Source organism: Yoonia maritima (assembly GCF_043641945.1).
Taxonomy (GTDB): Bacteria; Pseudomonadota; Alphaproteobacteria; order Rhodobacterales; family Rhodobacteraceae; genus Yoonia; species Yoonia maritima_B.
This window is the reverse complement of record NZ_JBHZRX010000004.1, coordinates 207,706-230,500: the sequence shown is the minus strand read 5'-3', so window position 1 is coordinate 230,500 and position 22,795 is coordinate 207,706. Positions and strand designations below refer to the sequence as shown.

General features: G+C 53.6%; 24 protein-coding genes and 1 tRNA gene. 8 read left to right on the top strand and 17 right to left on the bottom strand.

What is annotated here, in order from left to right; translation table 11 throughout:
• From ACHUEV_RS10790 to mnhG, 5 genes are read left to right on the top strand one after another with little or no spacing between them, the layout of a single operon-like run.
• On the top strand, positions 1-348 hold the full coding sequence (locus ACHUEV_RS10790; RefSeq protein WP_394179716.1) for a Na+/H+ antiporter subunit C: 348 nt from the start codon (positions 1-3) through the stop codon (positions 346-348).
• Complete coding sequence (locus ACHUEV_RS10785; protein WP_394179714.1) at positions 345-1,886, top strand: monovalent cation/H+ antiporter subunit D; 1,542 nt, start codon at positions 345-347, stop codon at positions 1,884-1,886. Before ACHUEV_RS10790 ends, ACHUEV_RS10785 begins: the two co-directional genes overlap by 4 nt.
• Position 1,887: 1 nt before the next feature.
• Positions 1,888-2,388, top strand: coding sequence for a Na+/H+ antiporter subunit E (locus ACHUEV_RS10780; RefSeq protein ID WP_394179712.1), 501 nt, complete (start codon positions 1,888-1,890; stop codon positions 2,386-2,388).
• Positions 2,385-2,672: a K+/H+ antiporter subunit F gene (locus tag ACHUEV_RS10775; protein WP_394179710.1), complete on the top strand. Its 288-nt coding sequence runs from the start codon at positions 2,385-2,387 to the stop codon at positions 2,670-2,672. The genes ACHUEV_RS10780 and ACHUEV_RS10775 overlap by 4 nt, the downstream gene beginning before the upstream one ends.
• Positions 2,669-3,055: a monovalent cation/H(+) antiporter subunit G gene (mnhG, locus tag ACHUEV_RS10770; RefSeq protein ID WP_394179708.1), complete on the top strand. Its 387-nt coding sequence runs from the start codon at positions 2,669-2,671 to the stop codon at positions 3,053-3,055. The genes ACHUEV_RS10775 and mnhG overlap by 4 nt, the downstream gene beginning before the upstream one ends.
• Positions 3,056-3,481: 426 nt before the next feature.
• On the opposite strand, the gene ACHUEV_RS10765 is transcribed toward mnhG, so the two are convergent.
• The 5 genes from ACHUEV_RS10765 to ACHUEV_RS10745 form a co-directional block, all read right to left on the bottom strand.
• Positions 3,482-4,480: a tyrosine-type recombinase/integrase gene (locus ACHUEV_RS10765; protein WP_394179706.1), complete on the bottom strand. Its 999-nt coding sequence runs from the start codon at positions 4,478-4,480 to the stop codon at positions 3,482-3,484.
• Positions 4,477-5,421, bottom strand: coding sequence for a tyrosine-type recombinase/integrase (locus tag ACHUEV_RS10760; RefSeq protein ID WP_394179704.1), 945 nt, complete (start codon positions 5,419-5,421; stop codon positions 4,477-4,479). The genes ACHUEV_RS10765 and ACHUEV_RS10760 overlap by 4 nt, the downstream gene beginning before the upstream one ends.
• Positions 5,418-6,659, bottom strand: coding sequence for a tyrosine-type recombinase/integrase (locus tag ACHUEV_RS10755; RefSeq protein ID WP_394179702.1), 1,242 nt, complete (start codon positions 6,657-6,659; stop codon positions 5,418-5,420). Before ACHUEV_RS10755 ends, ACHUEV_RS10760 begins: the two co-directional genes overlap by 4 nt.
• Before the next feature lie 111 nt (positions 6,660-6,770).
• Positions 6,771-7,298, bottom strand: coding sequence for a hypothetical protein (locus ACHUEV_RS10750; protein ID WP_394179700.1), 528 nt, complete (start codon positions 7,296-7,298; stop codon positions 6,771-6,773).
• A 170-nt stretch (positions 7,299-7,468) separates the two neighbouring features.
• Positions 7,469-8,563 carry a hypothetical protein gene (locus tag ACHUEV_RS10745; protein ID WP_394179698.1) on the bottom strand — a complete coding sequence of 365 codons (1,095 nt, stop codon included), beginning with the start codon at positions 8,561-8,563 and terminating at the stop codon, positions 7,469-7,471.
• Positions 8,564-8,926: 363 nt separating this feature from the next.
• On the opposite strand from ACHUEV_RS10745, the gene ACHUEV_RS10740 reads away from it, so the two are divergent.
• Positions 8,927-9,373, top strand: coding sequence for a hypothetical protein (locus ACHUEV_RS10740; RefSeq protein WP_394179696.1), 447 nt, complete (start codon positions 8,927-8,929; stop codon positions 9,371-9,373).
• Positions 9,374-9,747: 374 nt separating this feature from the next.
• Here the strand turns inward: ACHUEV_RS10740 and ACHUEV_RS10735 are convergent, their stop codons facing one another.
• The 5 genes from ACHUEV_RS10735 to ACHUEV_RS10715 all read right to left on the bottom strand — a co-directional run bounded on the left by ACHUEV_RS10735 (position 9,748) and on the right by ACHUEV_RS10715 (position 12,494).
• Positions 9,748-10,257, bottom strand: a complete 510-nt coding sequence (locus ACHUEV_RS10735) for a hypothetical protein (protein ID WP_394179694.1) — start codon at positions 10,255-10,257, stop codon at positions 9,748-9,750.
• A gap of 127 nt (positions 10,258-10,384) precedes the next feature.
• The gene (locus tag ACHUEV_RS10730; RefSeq protein ID WP_394180183.1) at positions 10,385-10,540 is read right to left on the bottom strand and encodes a hypothetical protein; all 156 of its coding nucleotides are present in this window, start codon (positions 10,538-10,540) and stop codon (positions 10,385-10,387) included.
• 190 nt (positions 10,541-10,730) lie between these two features.
• On the bottom strand, positions 10,731-11,915 hold the full coding sequence (locus ACHUEV_RS10725) for a DUF6538 domain-containing protein (protein WP_394179692.1): 1,185 nt from the start codon (positions 11,913-11,915) through the stop codon (positions 10,731-10,733).
• Positions 11,916-12,013: 98 nt separating this feature from the next.
• Positions 12,014-12,089, bottom strand: a tRNA-Ala gene (locus ACHUEV_RS10720).
• Between the two features lie 81 nt (positions 12,090-12,170).
• Positions 12,171-12,494 (bottom strand): TIGR02300 family protein, encoded by a 324-nt coding sequence (locus ACHUEV_RS10715; RefSeq protein WP_394179690.1) that lies wholly within the window; start codon positions 12,492-12,494, stop codon positions 12,171-12,173.
• A 111-nt stretch (positions 12,495-12,605) separates the two neighbouring features.
• On the opposite strand from ACHUEV_RS10715, the gene ACHUEV_RS10710 reads away from it, so the two are divergent.
• Positions 12,606-13,298 (top strand): M48 family metallopeptidase, encoded by a 693-nt coding sequence (locus ACHUEV_RS10710; RefSeq protein WP_394179688.1) that lies wholly within the window; start codon positions 12,606-12,608, stop codon positions 13,296-13,298.
• A 33-nt stretch (positions 13,299-13,331) separates the two neighbouring features.
• Positions 13,332-13,979 carry a GntR family transcriptional regulator gene (locus tag ACHUEV_RS10705; RefSeq protein ID WP_394179686.1) on the top strand — a complete coding sequence of 216 codons (648 nt, stop codon included), beginning with the start codon at positions 13,332-13,334 and terminating at the stop codon, positions 13,977-13,979.
• Here ACHUEV_RS10705 and ACHUEV_RS10700 read toward each other — a convergent pair.
• The 7 genes from ACHUEV_RS10700 to sucD all read right to left on the bottom strand — a co-directional run bounded on the left by ACHUEV_RS10700 (position 13,976) and on the right by sucD (position 22,785).
• Entirely contained in the window at positions 13,976-14,809 is an 834-nt protein-coding gene (locus tag ACHUEV_RS10700) for a TerB family tellurite resistance protein (protein WP_394179684.1), read from the bottom strand. The genes ACHUEV_RS10705 and ACHUEV_RS10700 overlap by 4 nt on opposite strands.
• Before the next feature lie 180 nt (positions 14,810-14,989).
• Complete coding sequence (gene lpdA, locus ACHUEV_RS10695) at positions 14,990-16,378, bottom strand: dihydrolipoyl dehydrogenase (protein WP_394179682.1); 1,389 nt, start codon at positions 16,376-16,378, stop codon at positions 14,990-14,992.
• A 66-nt stretch (positions 16,379-16,444) separates the two neighbouring features.
• Entirely contained in the window at positions 16,445-16,855 is a 411-nt protein-coding gene (locus ACHUEV_RS10690) for an MAPEG family protein (RefSeq protein ID WP_394179680.1), read from the bottom strand.
• A 4-nt stretch (positions 16,856-16,859) separates the two neighbouring features.
• Positions 16,860-17,063, bottom strand: a complete 204-nt coding sequence (locus ACHUEV_RS10685) for a L,D-transpeptidase family protein (RefSeq protein WP_394180181.1) — start codon at positions 17,061-17,063, stop codon at positions 16,860-16,862.
• 164 nt (positions 17,064-17,227) lie between these two features.
• On the bottom strand, positions 17,228-18,427 hold the full coding sequence (odhB, locus tag ACHUEV_RS10680) for a 2-oxoglutarate dehydrogenase complex dihydrolipoyllysine-residue succinyltransferase (protein ID WP_394179678.1): 1,200 nt from the start codon (positions 18,425-18,427) through the stop codon (positions 17,228-17,230).
• On the bottom strand, positions 18,427-21,384 hold the full coding sequence (locus ACHUEV_RS10675; protein ID WP_394179676.1) for a 2-oxoglutarate dehydrogenase E1 component: 2,958 nt from the start codon (positions 21,382-21,384) through the stop codon (positions 18,427-18,429). Before ACHUEV_RS10675 ends, odhB begins: the two co-directional genes overlap by 1 nt.
• A 519-nt stretch (positions 21,385-21,903) precedes the next feature.
• Entirely contained in the window at positions 21,904-22,785 is an 882-nt protein-coding gene (gene sucD, locus ACHUEV_RS10670) for a succinate--CoA ligase subunit alpha (protein ID WP_394179674.1), read from the bottom strand.
• Positions 22,786-22,795: the final 10 nt, after the last annotated feature.

The window sequence follows — 22,795 nt, the reverse complement described above, 5'->3', positions numbered from 1 at the left end:
ATGGAACTCTTGGTTGCTTCGGCAATTGGTATTTTGACGGCAGGAGGGCTTTACCTCGTGCTGCGACTGCGAACATTTCCAGTTATCTTGGGGGTTTCGCTTTTAACCTATGCGGTGAACGTTTTCCTTTTCGCCTCTGGCCGCTTGACCGTTGGTGCGCCGCCGATCTTGCATGACGGCGCTACAAGCTATGCAGACCCCGTGCCGCAAGCCTTGGTCCTGACCGCCATCGTAATCTCGTTTGGCATGACGGCTGTCGTGGTGATGATCAGCTTGGGCGCTTTTCTAGGATCCAATGATGATCACGTGGATGATCAGGCCGAAGAGACCACGGGGACATCATCATGAACCATTGGCTCATTGCACCCGTCGTCCTTCCTGCGTTGCTTGCACCTTTCATTGTGCTGGCCGCCCGTTACCACATCGGCATTCAGCGTACCTTCTCAGTTGCAGGCGTGGTGGCCCTGATTGCGATCGCACTCGGGCTGACCGCACAGGTTTTTGACGGGTCCATCACCCTTTATCAACTTGGCGATTGGGCAGCACCGTTTGGCATTGTCTTGGTCGGGGACCGACTCTCTATCTTCATGGTGCTTTTGACGGCGGTGCTGGCGCTCTTTGTGCTTCTCTATGCAATCGGATCTGGCTGGGACAACCGCGGCGTACATTTTCATGCACTGTTCCAATTCCAACTTATGGGGATCATGGGGGCATTTCTAACGGGAGACCTCTTTAACCTATTTGTATTTTTTGAGGTGTTGTTGATTGCCTCGTACGGGTTGATGATTCATGCGGGCGGTGACGCCCGGCTACGCGCAGGGGTGCAATATGTGCTGTTTAACCTGATTGGATCAACGCTGTTTCTGTTTGCACTTGGGTCGATCTATGCCGAAACGGGCACGCTAAATATGGCAGACCTTGCCAATCGGGTGGCCTTGATTGGTGCGGATGACACCGTGGGTATTCGCGTCGCGGCCGTCCTGTTAATTTTGGTCTTTGCGATCAAAGCGGCCGTGGTCCCGCTGCATTTCTGGTTACCGTCGAGTTACTCAGAAGCGCCAGCGCCCGTCGCAGCACTGTTTGCGATTATGACAAAGGTAGGCGCCTACGCGACTATCCGGGTGTACACGATGATTTTCCCGCCTGATTTAGAGATCACAGCAGGACTGCAAGGTGCCTGGTTGTTACCCGCCGCGCTGCTGTCGGTGGCCCTTGGCATGGTTGGGGTTCTCGCTGCAAAGCGACTCGACCGCTTGGTGGCGTTTTCTGTTATTGGATCAATGGGCATGGTGATGGTCGCGATTTCGCTGTTCACACCCGAGGGTATCGCGGCGGCGCTCTATTACATTGTGCATTCGACACTGGCTGCTGCGGCGCTATTCTTGATCGTTGATTTGGTGCGCAGCGGACGGGCCAATTTGGACCTGACCGCGCAACAACCCGTTGCCGGGAACGCGCTTACGGCGGCGCTCTTTTTCGCTTGTGCAATTGCTGTGGCTGGTCTTCCGCCTCTTTCGGGCTTTCTTGGCAAGTTGTTGGTGCTTGATGCGGCTTTCGGCACGGATCAGGTCGTTTGGATTTGGGCGGTTGTGCTGGGATCAAGCTTGCTTAGCATCGTCGGATTTTCACGGGCTGGCAGCATTCTGTTCTGGAAAGCACAAAGCGTAGAGGCCGACGCCGAGGCGACGGAGTTGCCTTCTCCCGCCGCCTTGTCCTACGTAGCGGTAGGAGGACTTCTCGCGCTTTTGGTGGCGCATACCATTTTCGCCGGGCAAGTGCATTCCTATACGACCAAAATGGCAGCGCAGTTGTTTTCGCCACAGCCATATATCGCGGCTGTGCTGGATACGCCCGGTAAGCTAAGCACACCGCAGGAGGGCCATTGATTTGAAACGCGCATTCACTTGGCTTATTCCGCATCCGTTCATCACGCTTCTTCTTGTGATCGTCTGGATGCTTTTACAAAATGAAGTTTCGGCTGGGATGGTCGTTTTCGGTATCATCCTAGGGATCGTAATCTCACGTGGAACCGCGATCTGGTGGCCCAATACGCCAAAAAGATTTAGGTTGGACAAGATGGTGACCTACAGCGCCATAGTGATGTGGGATATTCTTGTTGCCAACATCGAGGTAGCGTGGATCGTTTTAACAGTTCCAAATTCAAAACTGAAACCCGCGTGGATCGCAATTCCGTTAGAATTGCGCCAACCCGAAGCAATAACAGTTTTGGCCGGAACGATCACGCTGACGCCTGGAACGGTGTCAGCAGACCTTTCTGACGAAGGGCATAGCCTATTGGTGCACGTGCTGCACACCGATGACCCAGACGCCGTGCGGGACGATATCGTAAATCGCTACCAACGCCGCCTTATGGAGATTTTCGTATGACGTCCGCACTTTGGCTTTTTGATATCGCGATGATTGTCACCTTTGCCACGCTCGGTCTTTCACAGATCCTGTCGATGGTGCGTCTGGTTATCGGGCCAACGCCCGGTGATCGAATTCTTGCGCTGGATACGATGGTCATCAATGGCATAGGCATCGTCATTGCGCTGGGGATTTACCAAGGCGTGCAAATCTATTTCGAAGTGTCGTTGTTGATTGCGATGTTGGGCTTTGTGTCAACAGTCGCACTGGCGCGCTTTATTTTGCGAGGGGACATCATCGAATGACCTTTGAGATTATCGGAACCTACGCCGTTGCATTGTGTTTGCTGATAGGTTCGTTTTTTACAATTGTGGGCGTTATCGGACTGTTGAAATTCGATAATGCGATGTCGCGACTGCATGCCCCGACCAAGGTCGGGACGGTGGGGATCGGGATGCTACTGATGGCCTCAATGGTTTACTCCTTCGTCCTAGGGCAAGCTTCGATGCATGAGTTGCTGATAATGGGGTTCCTGTTTGTGACGGCACCGATCTCTGCGAACTTCATCGCAAAGGTAAATATCCATCGCGGCGCCGGTGAAACACTACCTCTGCCGACGCAAGACGACACTTGGTCAACGCTTAATACGCCGCAAGAGGATCGCAATAACGACGCTGCAGACCAGTAAGGTGCCAAGCGATGTCGTGCTGTCAGATCGGGCATGCTAATCCACATTGGCCGTAGTATTGGAGCTTCACAGTCTTCGTTTCAAAAGTCCAATGCGATAGCTGACATGAGCTGCGACGCTTGTGCTTCCTGCTTTGATCACATCATCGCCAAATCCCCGTTTTTATAGGGGAATTGAATCAGCCAAAGGTCTTCAAATCAACAAAAATTTTCAACAGAATTAGCCCACTTAAGCCGTTATCGCGGAGCGTTTGAATGGCGGCATCGCTTTTCGCTAATTCACGATCCAAACGGCTCTTGTGTTTTGTCCAGTGGGCATTATGCCGAGGTCGGCATAAGACGCATAATGCCGAGGTTGGGATTATGCCGCGCCGATCCTCACTGACAGCTGCACAGTGGGAAGATCAGCGCGGCGTGTCGGCATAATTCAGAGCGCTTCCAAGAACGATAAGAGCTCGTCACCCGGCCGGTATCGTCCAGTCTTCTGATCAACCGGCTTTGTCAGAGCCATCGCCCGTTCTTTCAGTTCGATATCCGCACGGATGTAGACCTGTGTCGTCTCAATCGACTCATGGCCCAACCAAAGCGCGATGATTGTTCGATCCACTCCGCTCTGCAGAAGCTGCATTGCTGCCGTATGGCGAAGAACATGGGGCGTAACCCGCTTCAATCTGAACGTCGTATTGTCAGTGGAAGCGGTGGCCGCATGCTTCCGAACGATCCTTTCGACTGCATCGCGGCTTAAAGGCTTACCGCGGATCGTCGCGAACAGTGGATCGTTTGGCTCAGCGCCAATTTGAGCAAGCCACGCCTGCAACGCTTCCCGACTATCTGCACGGAGAGGGGTCGCGCGTTCTTTTCGGCCTTTGCCCATGCATCTGAGATGAGCTCCGGTTCCGAGCTCGACATCGCTGACGCGCAAGCCGATCAATTCCGATACTCGTAGGCCAGTTTGCAGCATTGTTAGGAGCAGAACCCGATCCCGCCGACCGAACCAGGTCGATTGGTCAGGCGCCTTCAGCAATAGCTCCATTTCGTCTCGGGTTAGGAAGTCCACGACGCGTTTCTCGTGCCGCTTAGATGGCATCGCCAGCACCTTCTGACAGTGATGCAGTAAATGAGGCTCACAGCCAGCGACGTATTTGAAGAACGAGCGGATGGCCGCAAGCCGGGTGTTCCTGCTTCGGGCGCTGTTGCCGCGTTCATCCTCACAGAACGTTAAGAACCGACCGACAATATCAGCATCGATATGAGCCACATGCAGGTCAGTCGGCGGTAGTTTGGTCTCTGCTGCCGCGTATTTCAACAAGAGCCTGAAGGTGTCGCGATAGCTGGCAATCGTGTTCGGGCTCGCCTGCATCTGGGTCAACAGCCGCTCCATGAAGAACCGCTGCACGTAGGCAGGCAAAGGATAGGTCGCGATCATGACATGCCCTCCAGAATCCGACGCTCGGCACGCAGTGCGGCTAGCTGCATCAACTCGGGCACTGCCTCAATGTACCAGAATGTATGCTTTGGCTCAGAATGGCCGAGGTATGTGCTGAGCTTATACATTTCGGCTTCGATGTCCCGACCATCCCGGAACCAATCCAAGATGGTATGAACGGCAAATGTATGCCGCAAGTCATGAATGCGTGGCCCGTGTCCATGCCTGTTGAAGGCTTGCGGTGACCGAAGCCCGATGTTCTTGCTGACCTGCGCGAAGTTGTAACGTGCACCACAATCTCCTGCGGGATTACCATCTTCCTTGACAAAGAACATGCTCGATTTTTGCCCTACCAAACGATCTCGAAGTTTCGCGTAGCTGGCCAGCCGACTGCTCGTATCACTGTTGATGGGAAGTTGTCGATCTTTACCACTTTTTGTGTTTCTGAGCGTGAGTAGGGCACGATCCAGATCGACGTCATGCATTTCCAAAGACAGAGCTTCGTTCACACGCATGCCCGTCACCGCGATCAAGCCGAACAGTGTCTGCCAAAGAGCACCGCGAAGACCGTAAGGTGAAGAAAGCCGACCAGCCTCTGAAACGATTTCCGCTATCTGGATCGGCGCGTAAATGTATGGCACCCGTCTTCGATAGCGCGCGGTGACAAGCTGGCCGGATGGAACCTCGGTCTGGTCATCGTGCTCTGCAAGCCAGAAGGCAAAGCTGCGCACCATACCAAGGCGATGAGCCCATGTGTTGTTGTCCGCACTGCCGTAGCTCGCCTTCCAATCGAGGAACAAGGGCGTCGAGATGCATTGGAACCCGTTCTTATCGCCAAACCTCGTGAAATTGCGCAAAACGCGCTCGTCAAATGAGAGATCAAACCCCATCGAACGTCGAAGGGCGAGGTATTCGTCAAGTCGTTGAGTAAGCGTCTTCATTGTGCGTCTCCCGAGACGGGCCAAGGCCGTGATATGGAGCGCAAGGCATCCACATCATGTTGCGCGTAAATCGTCGTTGTCAGCGGGGAACGGTGACGCAAAACGTCGCCGATCTCGGCCAGTGACGCTCCCTTTCGCAGCATATCAGTCGCGAGGCTGTGCCTGAGAATGTGGCTACCGACGTAGGCTTGTGGTGGACTGATACCGGTTGCGTCATAGGCGTCGCGCAATATCCAGCGCAGGATTTGCGCATCCTTGAACCGCTTGAATGGCGGTTTCACCGAGACGAATAGGGCACGGTCCGGGCCGAGACGTTCATTCTTGATGTAATCGACAATCGCCTCGCCAACTTCAGCCGACATGGGCATCCGATCATGCAACTGCCGTTTCCCACGGATCAGGATTTCACCGGCGCGCCAGTCGATGTCGCCCAGTACAATGGCCGTAACTTCCGGTGCCCGAAGACCCAGACGCGCAACTAGCATCAGCATCGCATAGTTACGCCGACCGGTTTTCTTGTGATCGCGCACGACCTCAATGAGGCGGTTTACCTCCTCTGGCTCAAGGTATCTCGGAATGCCTGTCGGTTTTGGTTGTTTTGCCTTCGGAACAGCACGGCTTAGATTGCGTTCCGTTTTGCCGCTCCAGAACAAGAACTGGAAGAGATTGCGCAGATGTGACGGGCCGGTTTTATCACGCGGCGCGTTTTGCGCCTCCCGCAAGCGAAGAATGAAGCCCGAGATGTCGTCGGGCATGATGCTGTTCAAATCGCCCAGATCGGGACCAAACTTCGCAGTCAGGAACCGGTCGTAGAACCGCAGACAGTGGTAGATGGTGTCCGTGGACAGGCCTCGTTGATCGCGGAGGTAGGTTTCGTATTCGCGTTTCAGTACTGCCCTTGGCGACATGTCGAGCGGTGGAACTGGACGCACAGGGGCAGATGCGTTCTCGATCAAATAGTCCCTGAACCGGTTCAGGCGGTACAGGCAGTGCTTCTTGTCCTTCGCCGAGGCAGCCTCGACGATCGGGGCTGCAAGTTTGTCCATGATTTCATCTGTAAGGTCAGCAGGACTGAGCTTCACCGACAATAGGGCTTCCCAAAGAGCTAAAGCATTCGACTTGTACTTGACGACTGAGCCCTTGCTATATCCCTCGTCTTGGATGCAGTCGCCGAAGAGCTCGGCATGGTTGATCAGGCTTGGCAGAGGTTGGTCTCCGCGAGATGGTTGAGATTTCATAAGCATTTCCTTCAGTTGCTTGAAGGTTGTGCTTATGGCAGATCAACAAGGCAGACGCTCATAGGCCCATGCCTAAACTACAGGATGCGGACAAAACGGACCTTAGCACATCTACTTTGGGCGCTCTATTTTGTAGTGCTGTACATCGACAAGACGCCCACGATAGTTCCCTCTTAGAGCATTAAACAAGAACACTGAATTGCGCTCAAATGCAGCGCACACCTTGAGTGTCTCCGCTTCCACGTTCAATGGTTTCCGCTTACTCACCTTGAAGTCACTCTTGATTGAAAACACGTTCCACGCCGTACCGCTTTTGAGCAAGTATTCGTCAAATGGATGATAAAGCCAACAATCTGTCCACTCACCCGCATCGGTCGGAAGGTCGCCTATAGTGTTGATACCAAAAGAGTTAACACTTCGATTGATATGAAACCGGAATGAGTGCCAAGACGGATAGAACGACACGTTTAGCTGATCAATGAAATCGGAAACATTTGAGCGGATCAGGGTCGCTTCATACGCTTGGTTCGCAGGTTCCCATGCTGAAACGTAAGCTGGGTGTTCGACAAACCCCTCGGACGCGCAGTCACTTGCGACCCGTTTCAATACATCAAAGAACAGAATCTTATTGGGCTTCATTTTCGTTCATCCATCGCCGCAATATACGCCAGTTTGCGATGTTGGTAAGGGCTCAGTCCGGACATTTTCTGCAATCTGCATTAACGTCTGCGAAGCGGACGAAGCCGCCGTTCGCTACGTTCGTGCCAAGTTCCGCTTTCAGGTGAGCGTCGGGTAGTACTTTTTTGCGCTCACTTTTCCGCAAGACGCGCTTCGAATATGTGAGCGTCTGATCTACGAGCCTCAGTCACTTTGCTCAGTGGGAATTGAAACCAAAGCTCTTGTCCGTCGTTTCTGTAGAAGCTGAAAACGAAAGCGCGCTCGTCTGCGGAATATCCACCACAGTAGTGTTTTGACTGAAACCAATCATCGGCTTCAATTTCGCTCCATTCGTCTTCGCTTTTGTCTTCGCGTATGATCTCATCGAGATGTGCAGCCAATTCCGCATCAACCGCTACGACGGAGTTCCAAAATGCCAGCTTGCTTTGCGCCAAGTCGCGCAGTTGCTGACTATCGGCCTCGGCAGCAATTTGTTTGTAAACTGCGCATAGATCCTGATCATTCCAAAGCATATAGACAAATTCCGTTGTCGTGGCTTCATCGCGTTTCCAGTTTCGCTGCAAATAATCAACGACTGCACGCTCTAAGCCGTCGATTGAACCAGCTCTCTTAAGGATAAATGCGAAACGATGACTTTGGGAGTCACCGACACTGGCCTGTTTAAAGACAGCCCAGACGAAACGTGCCAACTCTTTTGGTCCAATGAACAAATCTTTCAGGCTTACGACATCTACCCGCCGTTGCAACGCGGCAGAGAGATCCAATTCAAAGCCCAGCTCTTCCCACCAGCGCACATCGCCATTAGTGCAGGCCCGCTCCAAGTACATTCGCAGAACTTTTGCCGCCTCGTCCGCGATATCACGATCTGCGTCACGAACCGCATCGAGCAGACAATAGAGCGGCCTGTCGTCATCACGGGCTGGTCGCGCCTGACCTACAAGTCGCCCTTCCCAGAGGTAAAACACGTCTGAGTTTCGCAAAATCGCAGCTGCTTCCTCAGCAATACAAACAAAGCCTAATCTGCGCGTATCACCCGGACTGAGAACCTCTTCGCCCAGCAAAGGCCATGCATCATGCGCGACCATAGCTTCTGGTGCCAGCATGCACGGACATCCCCAACCGGGATGCGCTGCGCGAGTTTTTCCGCCTTCTGCCTCACTCAACATCTCAACATCAGCGACGAAGTGGGGCGCCATTTTTGCCAACGTTTCAGCCCGGTCTTTCATCCTTGCATTCCTTAAATGAACCCTTGATTCCCAAGTGAGTTTTTGGGTCCGTCATGGAATAGCAGACATTACGACAATGCGCAGCATCAGGAAAAAAGGGCTCTTCTGGGTCCTTCGCTGCGTTGGTCACCGATGATCGGTTCAGGAGTGCCCGCCGTTCGCTGCAACACGCCTGAACTGATACACTGCGGGACTCCGCAGTCATTGATCCAATCTCTTCCAATGGCCGGTTTTAGCGCTTAGCGACAGGTCCATATTCGAAGCACAAGGAGCGGTGATGTGTGGAGTGTAACAAAAGATGGCACTACGAAGCTTGACAGCTCTATCTTGGTTCCAAGGGCAGATTGATTTAGCAACTGATAGATGCGACACGCTTGGGTAATTTTCGGCAAACCGTATGAGGTATTGCCTGCTGGCTTTGTAGACGAAGAGCTTAAGGAGCTTTTTGTACCATTTCCTAAGAAATTCTGGGAGGATTGTGGCGAACAAGTCATTGTTAGCAATAGTAGTGATGGAACCCAAATGCAACTTCTGCTTGGATACGATGAGGCAGGTGGTTTAGCGATTAGTATTGAGGGAAAGAACAAGTCGGCCAAACCAAGGACATGGGGTTATTGTGCTGACCCCGAGAAAATTGGCCAGTCAGAAGTCTTTTTTACTAAGAATAATATTTTCTTTCCGAAGATGAGCATAGTTACGCCAGCTTTGGCTTTGAAAATTGTAGCGGAATTTTTAGCAAGCCCAACGGAGCTGCCAAATTCAATCAGCTGGACGGATAGTTCCGATATCGAATGGCCAGAAGTATTCTGAGGACAGTTTGATATTATAACAAGAACGCCGCCAATCTCGCCAGCGGCTCCAAACAAAATATGCCGCAATCAAATGATCCATAGGCGATTTCCGAAGTAGTTTTCCGGTCGCCAAAATCCACGGGCGTCAGTGTGGCAGTCGCCAGATTCAGCGCTGGGTGAGTACCTGCCGTCACCGAAGTTCACGTCCGACCAAACTCTGGCAAAGCAGCCATTCGTTCACTGTGCAGCATTCGTCAATTTGGGCTCTTCTGGGTCCTTCGCTGCGTTGGTCACCGATGACCGGTTCAGGAGTGCCCGCCGTTCGCTGCAACACGCCTGAACTGATACACTGCGGGACAAAGCTGCCGTCCAATAGGCGAACGCGAATGACCGCTAGAAGTCCATCTCTAATGCGGCGTCTGAGCCGACTTCTATTCCTTGGTTTGCCCAAAAATCAGCGATTACCTGTATGTTTTGGCGGAGGCGACGCATGTCGTTTGTTGCCGTTTTGCATTTCACTTTGACAGCCAACTTTTGGCTCAATTGTTCTATAACAAATACGAAGTGCTGGCTTCGTTCAATCGGATTGCGGAGAACATTGTAGCTGATCCTCAATCCATCAAATGGCCCAGGATGATGATCCACTACTTTTCCGTTAACCATAGGGTACAACCATACAGCGACGTCATCGCCGACACCTGAAGTTGTTCGCACGCCGAAGTAGTCGTCAACCTGAGAAAACTGAAGCGCGTCGAATGACTTGAAGTCGAAATTGCCTTCGGGCGGAAAATTTGGGTTTTCGTAGCCACAGATTGTGAACAGGTCGCCAAATTTCGGGCCCTGCGCGTCAAATATGAGGTCTACTGAAATATCTACTTCTTCCATTTTTTCCGTATAGATCATTGTTGTTCTTTTGCCGAGATACTTTGCGAAAGCAGACTTTCGTGAAAAACGCTGCATCAAGCAGTTTGGGCTCTTAGTTCGAATTCACTGCGCTCTGTGCGAACGACCGCTGTTTGTTGTTCTTGTATTATGCCGACATGCGGCTCTGAACTTCCAACTGCGCAACGGCTTGCGAGGACCGGCGCGGCATAATCCCAACCTCGGCATTATGGGTCATCTCATGCGCCAAGGTCGCACAATAGGATTCAGGGCTGCGGAAGGCCTGAAAGCTTGGCATTGCGATACGCCCACTTGCGCCTCTAAGCGCAAATCCATTCGGCGCTCCGACATAGAAGATGGCACAGAGGCGCTATTGCGTAGTCTGGAGCCCGCAAAGCAGCTCTTTGCGCTGGGGCGGGGGGGCATGTTCAAAGATGCGTGGGAAACGCGCTTGTCTGAGGCCCAGTGTGCGAAGGATACGCTTCACGCCCAGATCAAGACCATTGAGGATCAGATTGACACACTGCTGGACCGGATTCAGAACGACACCCAGTGAAGAGTGGACTGGAAAACAGCTTGGACAACTGCGCTGGGCTAAATGGATGACGTTGATCCCTTGCCGAAACGGTTTGTCGAATGGAAAGCCCTTTAAACAGAGAGGGCCTAACCTCGTCGTAGTGGGCTTCAGCCCAACCCCAGAACGATGCGACCCGCTGAAGCGCCTTGTTCACCGTAGTAGTGCTCATCGGGTCCATGCCTAAGGCTTCGGCTTGGTTGGCAGCGTCCAAGATGGATAAGTCTCTGATTTCGCGTTTCTTGCGCCAATTGGGTGGCAACTTCAACAATAGCGACTTGAAGGCCCTCGCGTCGTCCTTGGAGTAATCACCTAAGGGGCGATCACCTGCTATGTGAGTGAATGCAGCCATCCATGTCATATGGTCATTACGCACTTTGACAGACCAAGCGTCTCGGCTCTTTTCGGCGGTCCATTCACTAACGGCTACTGATAGGGTTAGCTGCTTGCCTGATATCGGGGCTGCATCAGGATATGAGGGAGTTGGTATGCTATCACCAATGTCACGCTTCCGTCTGGCTGTGGCAGCTTCAACCGACGCCTCCTGCAGCGCCCTTATAAGGCGCGGCCAACTTACTGATGTATCTTTTAGTGAAAGCTCTATGCCATCCCAAGTTAACACCTCTTGGGCCTCTGCGAGGAAGATTTCATCACGCTTGCCTCGAGCCAAGTTGGAGCGTGTGATCTCATCCAGCCACTCGAGGCTTTCTTGGCGTTCCTCAAAGGTGGGGCGAGGCGTATCAAAAAGTGGTTCAGAGGTGTCTTCGGGATCAGAGAACCCGTCAAGGCGGACCTCTTCCTCCTCGTCGAGGAGGTAATGTAGGTAGGCTTGCTTTGCTGTCGAAATTTGCTCTGACGTGAGTTCGTCTAACTCTAAGCTGTGGGCGTCAGGGGTGTTGGGGGCGCTTTCTAGGCGGTGCCTCGCAAATAGCTGGTCCACGCGTACGGCTTCGATCCTGACCCTCTGAAGCGCCTCTGAGCGGTCTTTTGTTCGCAGTGAAAACGTCTCTTCACGCTTTCTATAAGTATCGATGATGTCTTTTGGAACGACGGCGCGGTGGTAATAGGTTGCTCCACGGCGGTACAGACGAGTGTGTCCGGTCATCTTTTCAAGGTGCCTCACTGTAACACCTTAGTGTAACAACCCTCAAAAAACTCCCGCAAAATCAGCAAGTTACTGAACTTTCTTGCAATTTTGGTGTTTGGTGGAGCCTAGGGGAGTCGAACCCCTGACCTCTTGCATGCCATGCAAGCGCTCTCCCAACTGAGCTAAGGCCCCAAATGCAACCTTCGTTGCGAGGTGCTGTCTATGCAGCGAACCGGGCGAGATCAAGAGCAAATCGCGCCCGGGATCGTAAATTTAGTCGTCGTCGTTTGTCGCAACGTCGGCAAGCTCATCGAGCGACACTGTATCGTCGTCATCGTCGTCTTCCAGCACGTCATCGCCCAGATCAACATCATCTGTATCGTCGTCATCCAATACCAGATCGTCATCATCAGAGACGTCTGCGGCCTTCTTGGATTGCGCGTCTTCGGCGTCTGCAACCATGGTCCGGGTCTTGGACGTGTCGACAGTTACTTCATTGCCTGTATATGGGCTAATGATTGGTGTCGCGTTCAGGTCGTAAAAGCGTTTGCCGGTTTCAGGGCAAACACGCTTTGTGCCCCATTCTTCCTTAGGCATAGGCTATCCCTTCAAATTCTTGTCGTACCCTTGCGGGTGATCGGTGCCAACTGCCATAAGCAGGCAGGCGTGTCAAAGCCTTTGACACATGAAAAATATGAGTAATTGGATATGGGCCGTCATACGCTTGAAGGCAACCCCCCGATTGCGGTGAGTTTACGCCGTTCTGCACGGGCAAAGCGATTATCGCTACGGGTGTCCCGTTTGGACGGTCGTGTGACGCTAACAATGCCGCATCGCACCCCAGATCGCGAGGGAATCGCGTTTTTACGCGTGCAAGAGCCGTGGTTGCGGGGGCATTTGGCGCAACTTGCCCCAGTAATGAAGGTTTCTGTCGGTGGAACACTGCTGGTACGTGGACAGCAATTGCCCATTTTGCACGCAGATGTCCGCAGATTGCGCATTAGCGAAACGGCGGTTGAGGTTCCTATAGGTGCAAAAGCGATCGGTTCGATGATTCCCGCCCGTTTAAAAGTTATGGCACGTGATGCTTTGGCTGAAGCCTCTGACAGGTATGCCGCGCAGCTGGGCCATACCTATAGTCGACTATCGATTCGCGACACGCGGTCGCGGTGGGGGTCGTGTAGTAGTGCAGGGGTGCTGATGTACTCGTGGCGCTTGATTATGGCCCCACCAGAGGTGCTTGGTTACGTGGCCGCACATGAGGTGGCCCATTTGCAAGAGATGAACCATGCGCCCGAATTTTGGGCCGTTGTCGGGCGGCTATGCCCGGACTACGAAACCCATCGCAATTGGTTGCGCGAGAATGGTGATCAATTGCATCGCGTTTCATTCGATGATTGACCATTGCAAGCTTTGTGATCACATAGGTGCATTATGATCCAGCCACGTCCCGTTGATCCTTCGACAGCCGCCCACGAACGCGTGTATCGCGCACTTCGGACCCGCATTATGCATGGCGAGATCGATCCAGGTGCGGCATTGACCCTACGTGGCATTGGTAAAGACTATGAGGTCTCCATGACGCCCGCGAGAGAGGCTGTGCGCCGTCTTGTGGCCGAAGGGGCGCTGTTTTTGTCCTCGTCTGGGCGGGTATCAACACCAGCCTTGTCAAACGACCGGATTGAGGAGCTGGCCACGCTGCGTGCTCTGCTAGAACCCGAGCTGGCGTCACGAGCACTGCCACGCGCGCACTTTGCGCTAATTGATCGGCTAGAGGCGATTAACCAAGGCGTTAGTCAAATGATATCGCGCCAAGATGCGACAGGGTACATCCGGATGAACCTTGAATTCCATCGAACGCTGTATCTGCGGGCACAGGCTCCCGCTATGTTGGCAATGACTGAAACCGTCTGGTTGCAGCTTGGGCCAACGATGCGGGCGCTGTACGGGCGTCTGAATAGGACCGAACCGCCGTATCACCACAAGCTTATCCTAAGCGCATTGAAGGCGGGCGATGAGCCGGGCTTACGGCTTGCCGTTCGTACTGATGCGACACAAGGTTTGCGGATGCTTAAAGCTTAGCTAGAGGGCGCTGCCAATGCGAGATCTAGGACACGTCTGAAATCTTCGCCCGGCATGCCAAGCCCATAGGCCAGCTCTGTCGCGAATGCGTGCTCATTTGGCTGCATACGGTTGCTGGCGATTGCGACAGCAAGGATCCCTTGCATCATCAGGTCTTTCTCGCGGTCACGCAGCCCTTTACCAAAGGCAATGAAGTCGTTCTCATCAAGACCTTCGGACATATCGATTGTATCGACCATGTGAATGATGTCTGAGGTGGGGTAGTTTCTACCGGTCAGTCGCAGCGCTGTTTTGCGGATATGCGCAAGCTCTGCTGAATCTACGATGCCATCGCATTTCGCCATATGGCACATCGCGGACAAAATTCGTAGCGCGGCCTTTTTGCGCATGGGGCCACGCAGATCATATCCCATCAGTGATTTAATCCGGCGGATAATAACCGCGATCAGCCCCAACGCGGCGGCAATCAATAACCCATATACGGACAGATTGCGCTGCCAGTCGTTTCTTGCGACGGGACTAACATCTTCTGGGATAAGGTTCAGGGCTTGTGCGGCGACAACTTTGTCTTCGCTATAAAGCTGCTCATAGCCTTCACGACAGCCGTCGCTTGCTAGCGCGTAGCTCTGGATGTCGCTTGTGATCCGTAGCCCAAAGACCATCAGGTCATCGGTCACATAGCAAAGTGACATCATTTCGTCATTGGGGCCGGGAATGCGTGTCTCTGCGACGAATTCAAGTCCGGGGGTGCGGACGATATCAAAGTCGGCCGCCTGTGCCGAAGTGCCAAACGAAATAAGTAAACAAAGGGTAACAACGAGATTTTTCATATGGGCTCTCAGAAACTTTTACGCGTTAAAACACTAATTGGGTGCAAAAATATGGCAGGTATGTGGTTGATTGCACGCGGTTAAGCGGCACGGTCAACAAGTAATCTGTGCATTGTTGTTGCTGATGGGCCAATCTGCAACCAAAAGTAGTTGCGCCGGCAGAACCGGCGCAACAAAATTTTAGACGTGAATTGCACCGTCACCACAAGCCAAAGCAGCCTCGCGGACAGCTTCGGAGTAGGTTGGGTGCGCATGGCAAGTGCGCGCGATATCTTCGGCAGCGGCACCAAATTCCATTGCGACACAGATTTCGTGGATCAGATCACCAGCCATTGGGCCGATGATATGTGCACCCAAAATACGGTCCGTTTGCGCGTCAACCAGCAGCTTAACGAAACCATCACCGGCAAAGTTTGCCTTAGCGCGCGCGTTGCCCAAGAATGGGAATTTGCCGACCTTATAGGCGCGACCAGCGGCCTTTAGGGTTTCTTCGGTTTCGCCAACATTGCTGACCTCGGGGTGCGTGTAGATCACGCCGGGGATGACGCCGTAGTTCACGTGCGGCTTTTGACCGGCGATGACTTCTGCAACGGCCATACCTTCGTCTTCGGCTTTGTGGGCGAGCATTGGGCCTTCGATGGTGTCACCGATGGCATAGATACCCGGCACGTTCGTCGCGTAGCTTGTGTCGGTCTTGATCTGTCCACGCTCAGTTAGGGCAACACCCAATGCATCAAGGCAAAGGCCTGTGGTGTAAGGCTTGCGGCCTGTCGCAACCAGCACTGTGTCAGCTGTGATCGTATGTTCGCTTTCGTCTTTGCGAACGACATAACTGACGGTGGCTTTGTTGTTCTTGACTTCAACGCCCTGAACTGCGGCACCGAGGGTGAATTTAAGGCCCTGTTTGGTAAGCATTTTCTGGAACTGGCGTGCAATTTCAGCGTCCATGCCGGGGGTGATGGCATCGAGGTATTCGATCACAGTGACTTCGGCGCCAAGGCGGGCGTAAACTGAACCCAGCTCTAGCCCGATAACACCAGCACCGATAACAACCAGTGACTTTGGAACCTTTGGCAAGGTCAGCGCACCGGTTGATGTCACGACAGTCTTTTCGTCGACTTCGATGCCGGGCAATACAGATGCCTCGGAACCAGATGCGATGATGATGTTCTTGGCGTCATAGACATCGTCGCCGACTTTGACTTTGCCAGCTGCAGGGATAGACCCCCAACCTTTGAGCCAGTCGATCTTGTTCTTTTTAAACAAGAATTCGATGCCGCCAGTGTTCTGGCCAACGGTCTTTTCTTTGTAGGAAATCATCTGTTTCCAATCAACAGATGGGGCTTTGCCCTTGAGGCCCATTTCCGCAAAGTTATGCTCTGCTTCGTGCAGCATATGTGTGGCGTGCAGCAATGCCTTGGACGGGATACAGCCAACGTTCAGGCACGTACCGCCAAGCGTTTCACGGCCTTCGACGACGGCAACTTTCATCCCAAGTTGGGCGCAACGAATGGCGCTAACATAGCCGCCGGGGCCTGCACCGATCACGATGACATCATAGCTGGACATGGGGTCTCCTTCAGAGTTTTTAAGTGTCGGACTTGCGTCGGACTAAGGTCGGTTATTAGTCGGCGTCTAGAACAACGTCGAGATTATCATGAGCATGGTCGAGAGAAACCCCACAAACCAGATCAGCGAACGCCAAGGCGCCCAGCCAAAATAGTAGGCAGGGATGTAAAGAACGCGGGCACCAAGATAGGCCCACGCGCACGCCGCGCTGAACCCAGTTCCCTTATCACCTAGCGTGATCACGACGACCGCGATCGTGAACATGATCAGTGCTTCGAAATGGTTGTTCATCGCACGGAACAGACGGCCCGTTCCGACGCTGGCTTGGTCCATTAACGGTTTGCTAAGACGCTGGGGATCACGCGGCGACGCGGTTTTGCCTGTGCCAAGTTCCAGGTTTGCAGGGATCGCCATTAGACAAAACTGAATACCTTGGAGCACGCCAGCAAGGGCAAGAACAGTAAGCTCGGGTGTCATGGCGTCATTCCTGAATTGTGATCGGGGTGCCGTTCGGGACCAACGACCAGATTTCGCGCATTTGTTCATTATTGACGGCGATGCAGCCGTTTGTCCAATTCCAGTAGGTTTGCAGCGGGCCAAGCCAACCCAAACCGTTGAGGATGCCATGGATCATGATGCTGCCGCCGGGGGATAGGCGAAATGGCCGAGCGCAATCAAAGCCAATAGGGCGAGTGGTTTCAGAAAGCGTGGCATATTATTCTACGGTTTCAATAAAGCCCTGTGATTGTGGAGTGGTTTTGCCCGGCATCGCCGGGCAGCGCCCGGACCTCCCCCATGGGGAGGGCGCTTTGCACCCACCCCGAGGTCCGGGCGTTGCCCTATGTTTTATTACAGGTCCATCAACAGACGACGTGGGTCTTCCAGTGCTTCTTTGACGCGCACGAGGAATGTCACGGCGCCTTTGCCGTCTACGATCCGGTGGTCGTAGGACAGCGCGAGGTACATCATCGGGCGGATGACGACTTGGCCGTTGATCGCCATTGGGCGGTCCTGAATTTTGTGCATGCCGAGGATACCGGACTGCGGGGGGTTCAGGATGGGCGAGGACATCAGTGACCCGTAGACACCACCGTTAGAGATGGTGAATGTGCCGCCCTGCATTTCTGCCATGGACAGTTTGCCGTCACGTGCCTTTGCGCCTTTTTCAGCGATGGCTTTTTCGATCCCAGCGAATGACAGCTGATCAGCGTCGTTGATCACAGGAACAACCAGACCGGTTGGCGTACCCGCAGCGATACCCATGTTCACGTAGTTTTTGTAAACGATGTCAGTGCCGTCGATTTCCGCGTTCACTTCTGGGACTTCGTTCAGCGCGTGGATACATGCCTTGGTGAAGAAGGACATGAAGCCCAGTTTCACGCCGTGCTTTTTCAAGAACAGGTCTTTGTATTCGTTACGCAGCGCCATCACCTCGGTCATGTCGACCTCGTTATAGGTGGTCAGCATGGCAGCGGTGTTTTGGCTGTCTTTGAGGCGCTTGGCGATTGTCTGACGCAGGCGTGTCATTTTCACGCGCTCTTCGCGGTCAGCCTGAGATGCAGCAACAGGTGCACGTGGCGCAGCTGCTGGGGCAGGGGCGGCGGATGCGCCGGACAGTGCGTTCAGCACGTCCTCTTTCATGACGCGGCCGTCTTTGCCTGTGCCTGCAACGTTTGACAGGTTGTTTTCAGCCATCAGTTTCTTCGCAGATGGCGCGTCTTCGACGTCTTTGGCTGCTGGTGCGGCAGCAGCGGGTGCTGGGGCTTCAGCAGGTGCTTCGGCCTTGGGTGCAGCGGGTGCTGCGGCTGCACCGCCTTCGCTGATTTGTGCCAGCAGCGCGTCAACGCCAACGGTGTCGCCTTCGGCGGCAACGATTTCTGACAGGGTGCCAGCGACGGGCGAAGGTACTTCGACGGTCACTTTGTCTGTTTCCAGCTCGCAAAGCATTTCATCAACTGCGACGGCATCGCCGGGTTGTTTGAACCATGTGGCAACCGTGGCTTCGGTGACGGATTCGCCAAGTGTTGGTACGCGGACTTCGGTGCTCATTACTTTGTTCCTTCGATGGTCAGCGCATCGTTCACGAGCGCTGTTTGTTCTGCTTTGTGTTTGCTGGCCAGACCCGTCGCCGGAGAGGCCGAAGCCGCACGCCCAGCGTAAACGGGCCGTGTGTGTTTTGCTTTGATCCGGGTGAGGACCCATTCAATGTTTGGTTCCATGAAAGACCAAGCACCTTGGTTCTTGGGTTCTTCCTGACACCAGACCATTTCAGCGTTCTTAAAGCGCTCAAGTTCGTTCACAGCGGATTGGGCCGGGAACGGGTAGAACTGTTCGAAACGCATGATGTAGACGTCGTTGATCCCGCGTGCATCGCGTTCTTCCAGCAGGTCATAGTAGACCTTACCGGAACACATCACGACGCGCTTGATCTTATCGTCGGCGACCAATGTGGTGTCTGAATTGCCGTGCTGGGCGTCATCCCACAACACGCGGTGGAAGCTTGAACCAGTGGTGAATTCTTCGGCCTTAGACACCGCCAGCTTGTGACGCAGCAGTGACTTTGGCGTCATCATGATTAGTGGCTTACGGTAGCTGCGGTGCAGCTGACGACGCAGAATGTGGAAGTAGTTCGCGGGCGTTGTACAGTTCGCAACGATCCAGTTGTCTCCGCCACACATTGTCAGGAAACGTTCCAGACGTGCGCTGGAGTGCTCTGGCCCTTGGCCTTCATACCCGTGCGGCAACAGACAAACGAGGCCGGACATGCGGAGCCATTTGCTTTCGCCGGATGAGATGAACTGATCGAACATGATCTGCGCACCGTTGGCGAAATCGCCGAACTGGGCTTCCCATAGCGTCAGCGCGTTAGGTTCAGCCAATGAGTAGCCATATTCAAACCCAAGCACCGCGTATTCGGACAGCATGCTGTCGATGACTTCGTAGTTCGCCTGACCCTCACGGATGTGGTTCAGCGGGTAATAGCGATCTTCGTTGTTTTGGTTAATCAGGCCAGAGTGACGTTGGCTGAATGTACCACGTGTACTGTCCTGACCGGACAGGCGGACGGGGTAGCCTTCAGTGACCAATGAGCCAAACGCGAGCGCCTCTCCAGTTGCCCAGTCAATGCCTTCGCCGGTTTCGAACATCTTGGACTTTGCAGCCAAGATACGACCAACCGTTTTGTGCAGTGGGAAACTGTCTGGCACGGTTGTCAGGCCACGACCAATTTCTTGGAACGTCTTTTTCTTAATCGCTGTCGCGCCGCGCTGGTAATCTTCTTTTTGGGCATCCAAGTGTGACCACTTGCCGTCCAACCAGTCCGCTTTGTTCGGCTTAAAGGTTTTACCTGCTTCGAATTCAGCATTCAGATGCGCTTGGAAGCTGGCCTTCATATCCTCGATTTCGCCTTCGGGGATTAGACCATCTTTGACCAGCCGCTCTGTATAGAGCGTTAGCGTCGTCTTTTGCTTTTTGATCTTCTTGTACATCACCGGGTTGGTGAACATAGGCTCGTCGCCTTCGTTGTGACCAAAGCGGCGGTAGCAGATGATATCCAGAACCACGTCTTTGTGGAACTTCTGACGGAACTCGGTTGCGACGCGGGCAGCGTGTACCACGGCCTCTGGATCGTCACCGTTGACATGGAAAATCGGTGCCTCAACCATCAGGGCAATATCCGTTGGGTACGGGCTAGAGCGGCTGAAGTGTGGCGCAGTGGTAAAGCCGATTTGGTTGTTCACGACGATATGCATCGTGCCGCCGGTACGGTGACCGCGCAGACCAGACAGGCCGAAACCTTCAGCAACGACGCCTTGGCCAGCGAATGCCGCATCACCGTGCAGCAGAACACCCATGACCTTTGTGCGGTCTGTGTCGTGCTTTTGGTCTTGCTTGGCACGAACCTTGCCCAGAACAACAGGGTTCACGGCCTCTAGGTGTGATGGGTTCGCTGTCAGTGACAGGTGAACATTGTTATCGTCAAAGCTGCGGTCGGATGACGCGCCAAGGTGATATTTCACATCGCCAGAGCCATCGACATCCTCGGGCTTGAACGACCCACCTTGGAATTCGTTAAAGATCGCGCGGTATGGTTTTTCCATTACGTTCGCCAGAACCGACAAACGACCACGGTGCGGCATACCGATGATGATTTCCTCAAGGCCCAGCTGACCGCCGCGCTTGATGATTTGTTCCATCGCAGGGATCAGGCTTTCGCCGCCATCAAGGCCGAAACGCTTGGTGCCCATGTATTTGACGTGCAGGAATTTCTCAAAGCCTTCAGCTTCGACCAAGGAATTCAGGATCGCTTTACGACCTTCCTTAGTGAATGCGATCTCTTTGCCGTAGCCTTCGATGCGCTCTTTCAGCCAGCCCGCTTCTTCGGGGTCAGAGATGTGCATGTACTGCAATGCAAATGTGCCGCAGTAGGTACGCTGAACAATCGCAATGATTTCGTTCATCGTCGCAACTTCGAGGCCCAGCACGTTATCGATAAAGATCGGGCGATCCATGTCTGCTGCGGTAAAGCCGTAGGATTTTGGATCTAGCTCTGGGTGCGGAACGTTTTCGCGCATGCCCAGCGGATCAAGATCAGCAATAAGGTGTCCACGAATACGGTAGGCGCGGATGATCATCAGCGCACGAACAGAGTCCAAGACGGCCGCGCGTACTTGGTCCTCAGACAGGCTCACGCCTTTTTCGGCGGCTTTTGCTTCGATCTTTTTACCAGCGGCGGCGGGTTCAGCAGGCCACTGACCGTCAAGCGCAGACGTCAGATCATCGTTAGGAACCGGGGGCCAATCCATACGGCCCCAAGACGGGCCAGCGGCCTCTGCCTTGGCGTCCATCGGGGCATCACCCAGCGCCTTGAAGAACTCGCGCCAGCTTTCGTCAACCGCGTTCGGGTTGTCAGCATAGCGAGCATAAAGCTGTTCAACATATTCCGCATTGTGCCCCTGCAAGAACGAGGAAGCGTGGAAGATATCGTTAGGAGATTGGTCGTTCATGAGAGAGCCTCATTGGGTGGCTGATTTAAGGGGGGCTTCAGGCCAATCCTAGTCAGTATCGCAAGGCCTAGGATGAATAGAAATACAGCTATCGCTGGGAAGTGTTCAGTGGCTGTTGGGTCAGGTGCCAATCCAGATATATGCATACTGTAGAAGCAGAGTCCGACGAGCGAGGTTAATGGTCCGTATGTAGCGCCAGTGTGGCCCAAGCCTGCTTCGTTTGACCGACGGGCAGCCATTCCCATCGCCGGAGCTAGAATCATAGCGGCAATGAAAAATGCGGTAAGGATAGCATTCTTTGAGTGGGTGAACGGAATTAGAGCCATAAAAACCACAACAGACAGAGTTAGAGGTAAAGGAACAAATGTCCAAAATTCTCGTCTAGACGCCTGACTCTCGAAGTCAAACGTGGAAAGAACTCCTGCACGGATGAATTGCAGCGACTTCATTTTGTCTTCCTTAGAGCGCCCACGCGCAATGGATGGCACGGCGCAAACAAAATGCACCGTGCAGTTTCAATTAGCCGATTGCTTTCAGCACAGCTTCGCCAAGAGTGGCTGGGCTGTCTGCGACGACGATACCGGCAGATTTCATTGCTTCGATCTTGCTTTCCGCGTCGCCTTTACCACCGGCAACAATCGCTCCAGCGTGGCCCATGCGGCGGCCCGGAGGCGCTGTGCGGCCTGCGATGAAACCAGCGACTGGCTTCCAGCGGCCCTTTTTCTTTTGCTCAGCAAGGAATTCGGCTGCTTCTTCTTCTGCAGAACCACCGATTTCACCGATCATGATGATCGAATGTGTTTCGTCATCGTCCAGGAACATGTCCAGCACGTCGATGTGCTCTGTGCCTTTGATGGGGTCGCCACCGATACCAACAGCTGTGGACTGACCAAGGCCAGAGTCAGATGTCTGCTTCACGGCTTCGTATGTCAGTGTGCCGGAACGGGATACAACACCTACAGAACCACGCTTGTGGATGTGGCCCGGCATGATGCCGATTTTGCATGCGTCAGGTGTGATAACGCCTGGGCAGTTCGGCCCGATCAGACGAGATGTGGAACCTTCAAGCGCGCGCTTGACCTTCATCATGTCCAGCACAGGGATGCCTTCGGTGATACAGATGATCAGTTCCATTTCAGCGTCGATCGCTTCGAGGATGGAATCCGCAGCGAAGGGCGGAGGCACGTAGATCACCGATGCGTTTGCTTCTGTCACGTGCTTTGCTTCGTGGACAGAGTTGAACACAGGCAGGTCAAGGTGCGTCATGCCGCCCTTGCCGGGTGTCACGCCGCCAACCATTTTAGTGCCATAAGCAATGGCTTGTTCAGAGTGGAATGTCCCCTGAGAGCCTGTAAGACCCTGACAGATGACTTTGGTGTTTTCGTTTACGAGAATGGCCATATCGATGGTT

Bases quoted from the DNA above. Each gene is read 5' to 3' on its own strand.
- ACHUEV_RS10735 (WP_394179694.1), bottom strand. From the start codon at position 10,257: ATGATCTATACGGAAAAAATGGAAGAAGTAGATATTTCAGTAGACCTC.
- ACHUEV_RS10740 (WP_394179696.1), top strand. From the start codon at position 8,927: ATGCGACACGCTTGGGTAATTTTCGGCAAACCGTATGAGGTATTGCCT.
- ACHUEV_RS10750 (WP_394179700.1), bottom strand. From the start codon at position 7,298: ATGAAGCCCAATAAGATTCTGTTCTTTGATGTATTGAAACGGGTCGCA.
- ACHUEV_RS10745 (WP_394179698.1), bottom strand. From the start codon at position 8,563: ATGAAAGACCGGGCTGAAACGTTGGCAAAAATGGCGCCCCACTTCGTC.
- ACHUEV_RS10715 (WP_394179690.1), bottom strand. From the start codon at position 12,494: ATGCCTAAGGAAGAATGGGGCACAAAGCGTGTTTGCCCTGAAACCGGC.
- ACHUEV_RS10705 (WP_394179686.1), top strand. From the start codon at position 13,332: ATGATCCAGCCACGTCCCGTTGATCCTTCGACAGCCGCCCACGAACGC.
- ACHUEV_RS10765 (WP_394179706.1), bottom strand. From the start codon at position 4,480: ATGATCGCGACCTATCCTTTGCCTGCCTACGTGCAGCGGTTCTTCATG.
- ACHUEV_RS10710 (WP_394179688.1), top strand. From the start codon at position 12,606: ATGGGCCGTCATACGCTTGAAGGCAACCCCCCGATTGCGGTGAGTTTA.
- ACHUEV_RS10760 (WP_394179704.1), bottom strand. From the start codon at position 5,421: ATGAAGACGCTTACTCAACGACTTGACGAATACCTCGCCCTTCGACGT.
- ACHUEV_RS10790 (WP_394179716.1), top strand. From the start codon at position 1: ATGGAACTCTTGGTTGCTTCGGCAATTGGTATTTTGACGGCAGGAGGG.
- ACHUEV_RS10775 (WP_394179710.1), top strand. From the start codon at position 2,385: ATGACGTCCGCACTTTGGCTTTTTGATATCGCGATGATTGTCACCTTT.
- ACHUEV_RS10755 (WP_394179702.1), bottom strand. From the start codon at position 6,659: ATGAAATCTCAACCATCTCGCGGAGACCAACCTCTGCCAAGCCTGATC.
- ACHUEV_RS10675 (WP_394179676.1), bottom strand. From the start codon at position 21,384: ATGAACGACCAATCTCCTAACGATATCTTCCACGCTTCCTCGTTCTTG.
- ACHUEV_RS10700 (WP_394179684.1), bottom strand. From the start codon at position 14,809: ATGAAAAATCTCGTTGTTACCCTTTGTTTACTTATTTCGTTTGGCACT.
- sucD (WP_394179674.1), bottom strand. From the start codon at position 22,785: ATGGCCATTCTCGTAAACGAAAACACCAAAGTCATCTGTCAGGGTCTT.
- ACHUEV_RS10785 (WP_394179714.1), top strand. From the start codon at position 345: ATGAACCATTGGCTCATTGCACCCGTCGTCCTTCCTGCGTTGCTTGCA.
- ACHUEV_RS10725 (WP_394179692.1), bottom strand. From the start codon at position 11,915: ATGACCGGACACACTCGTCTGTACCGCCGTGGAGCAACCTATTACCAC.
- mnhG (WP_394179708.1), top strand. From the start codon at position 2,669: ATGACCTTTGAGATTATCGGAACCTACGCCGTTGCATTGTGTTTGCTG.
- ACHUEV_RS10690 (WP_394179680.1), bottom strand. From the start codon at position 16,855: ATGACACCCGAGCTTACTGTTCTTGCCCTTGCTGGCGTGCTCCAAGGT.
- lpdA (WP_394179682.1), bottom strand. From the start codon at position 16,378: ATGTCCAGCTATGATGTCATCGTGATCGGTGCAGGCCCCGGCGGCTAT.
- odhB (WP_394179678.1), bottom strand. From the start codon at position 18,427: ATGAGCACCGAAGTCCGCGTACCAACACTTGGCGAATCCGTCACCGAA.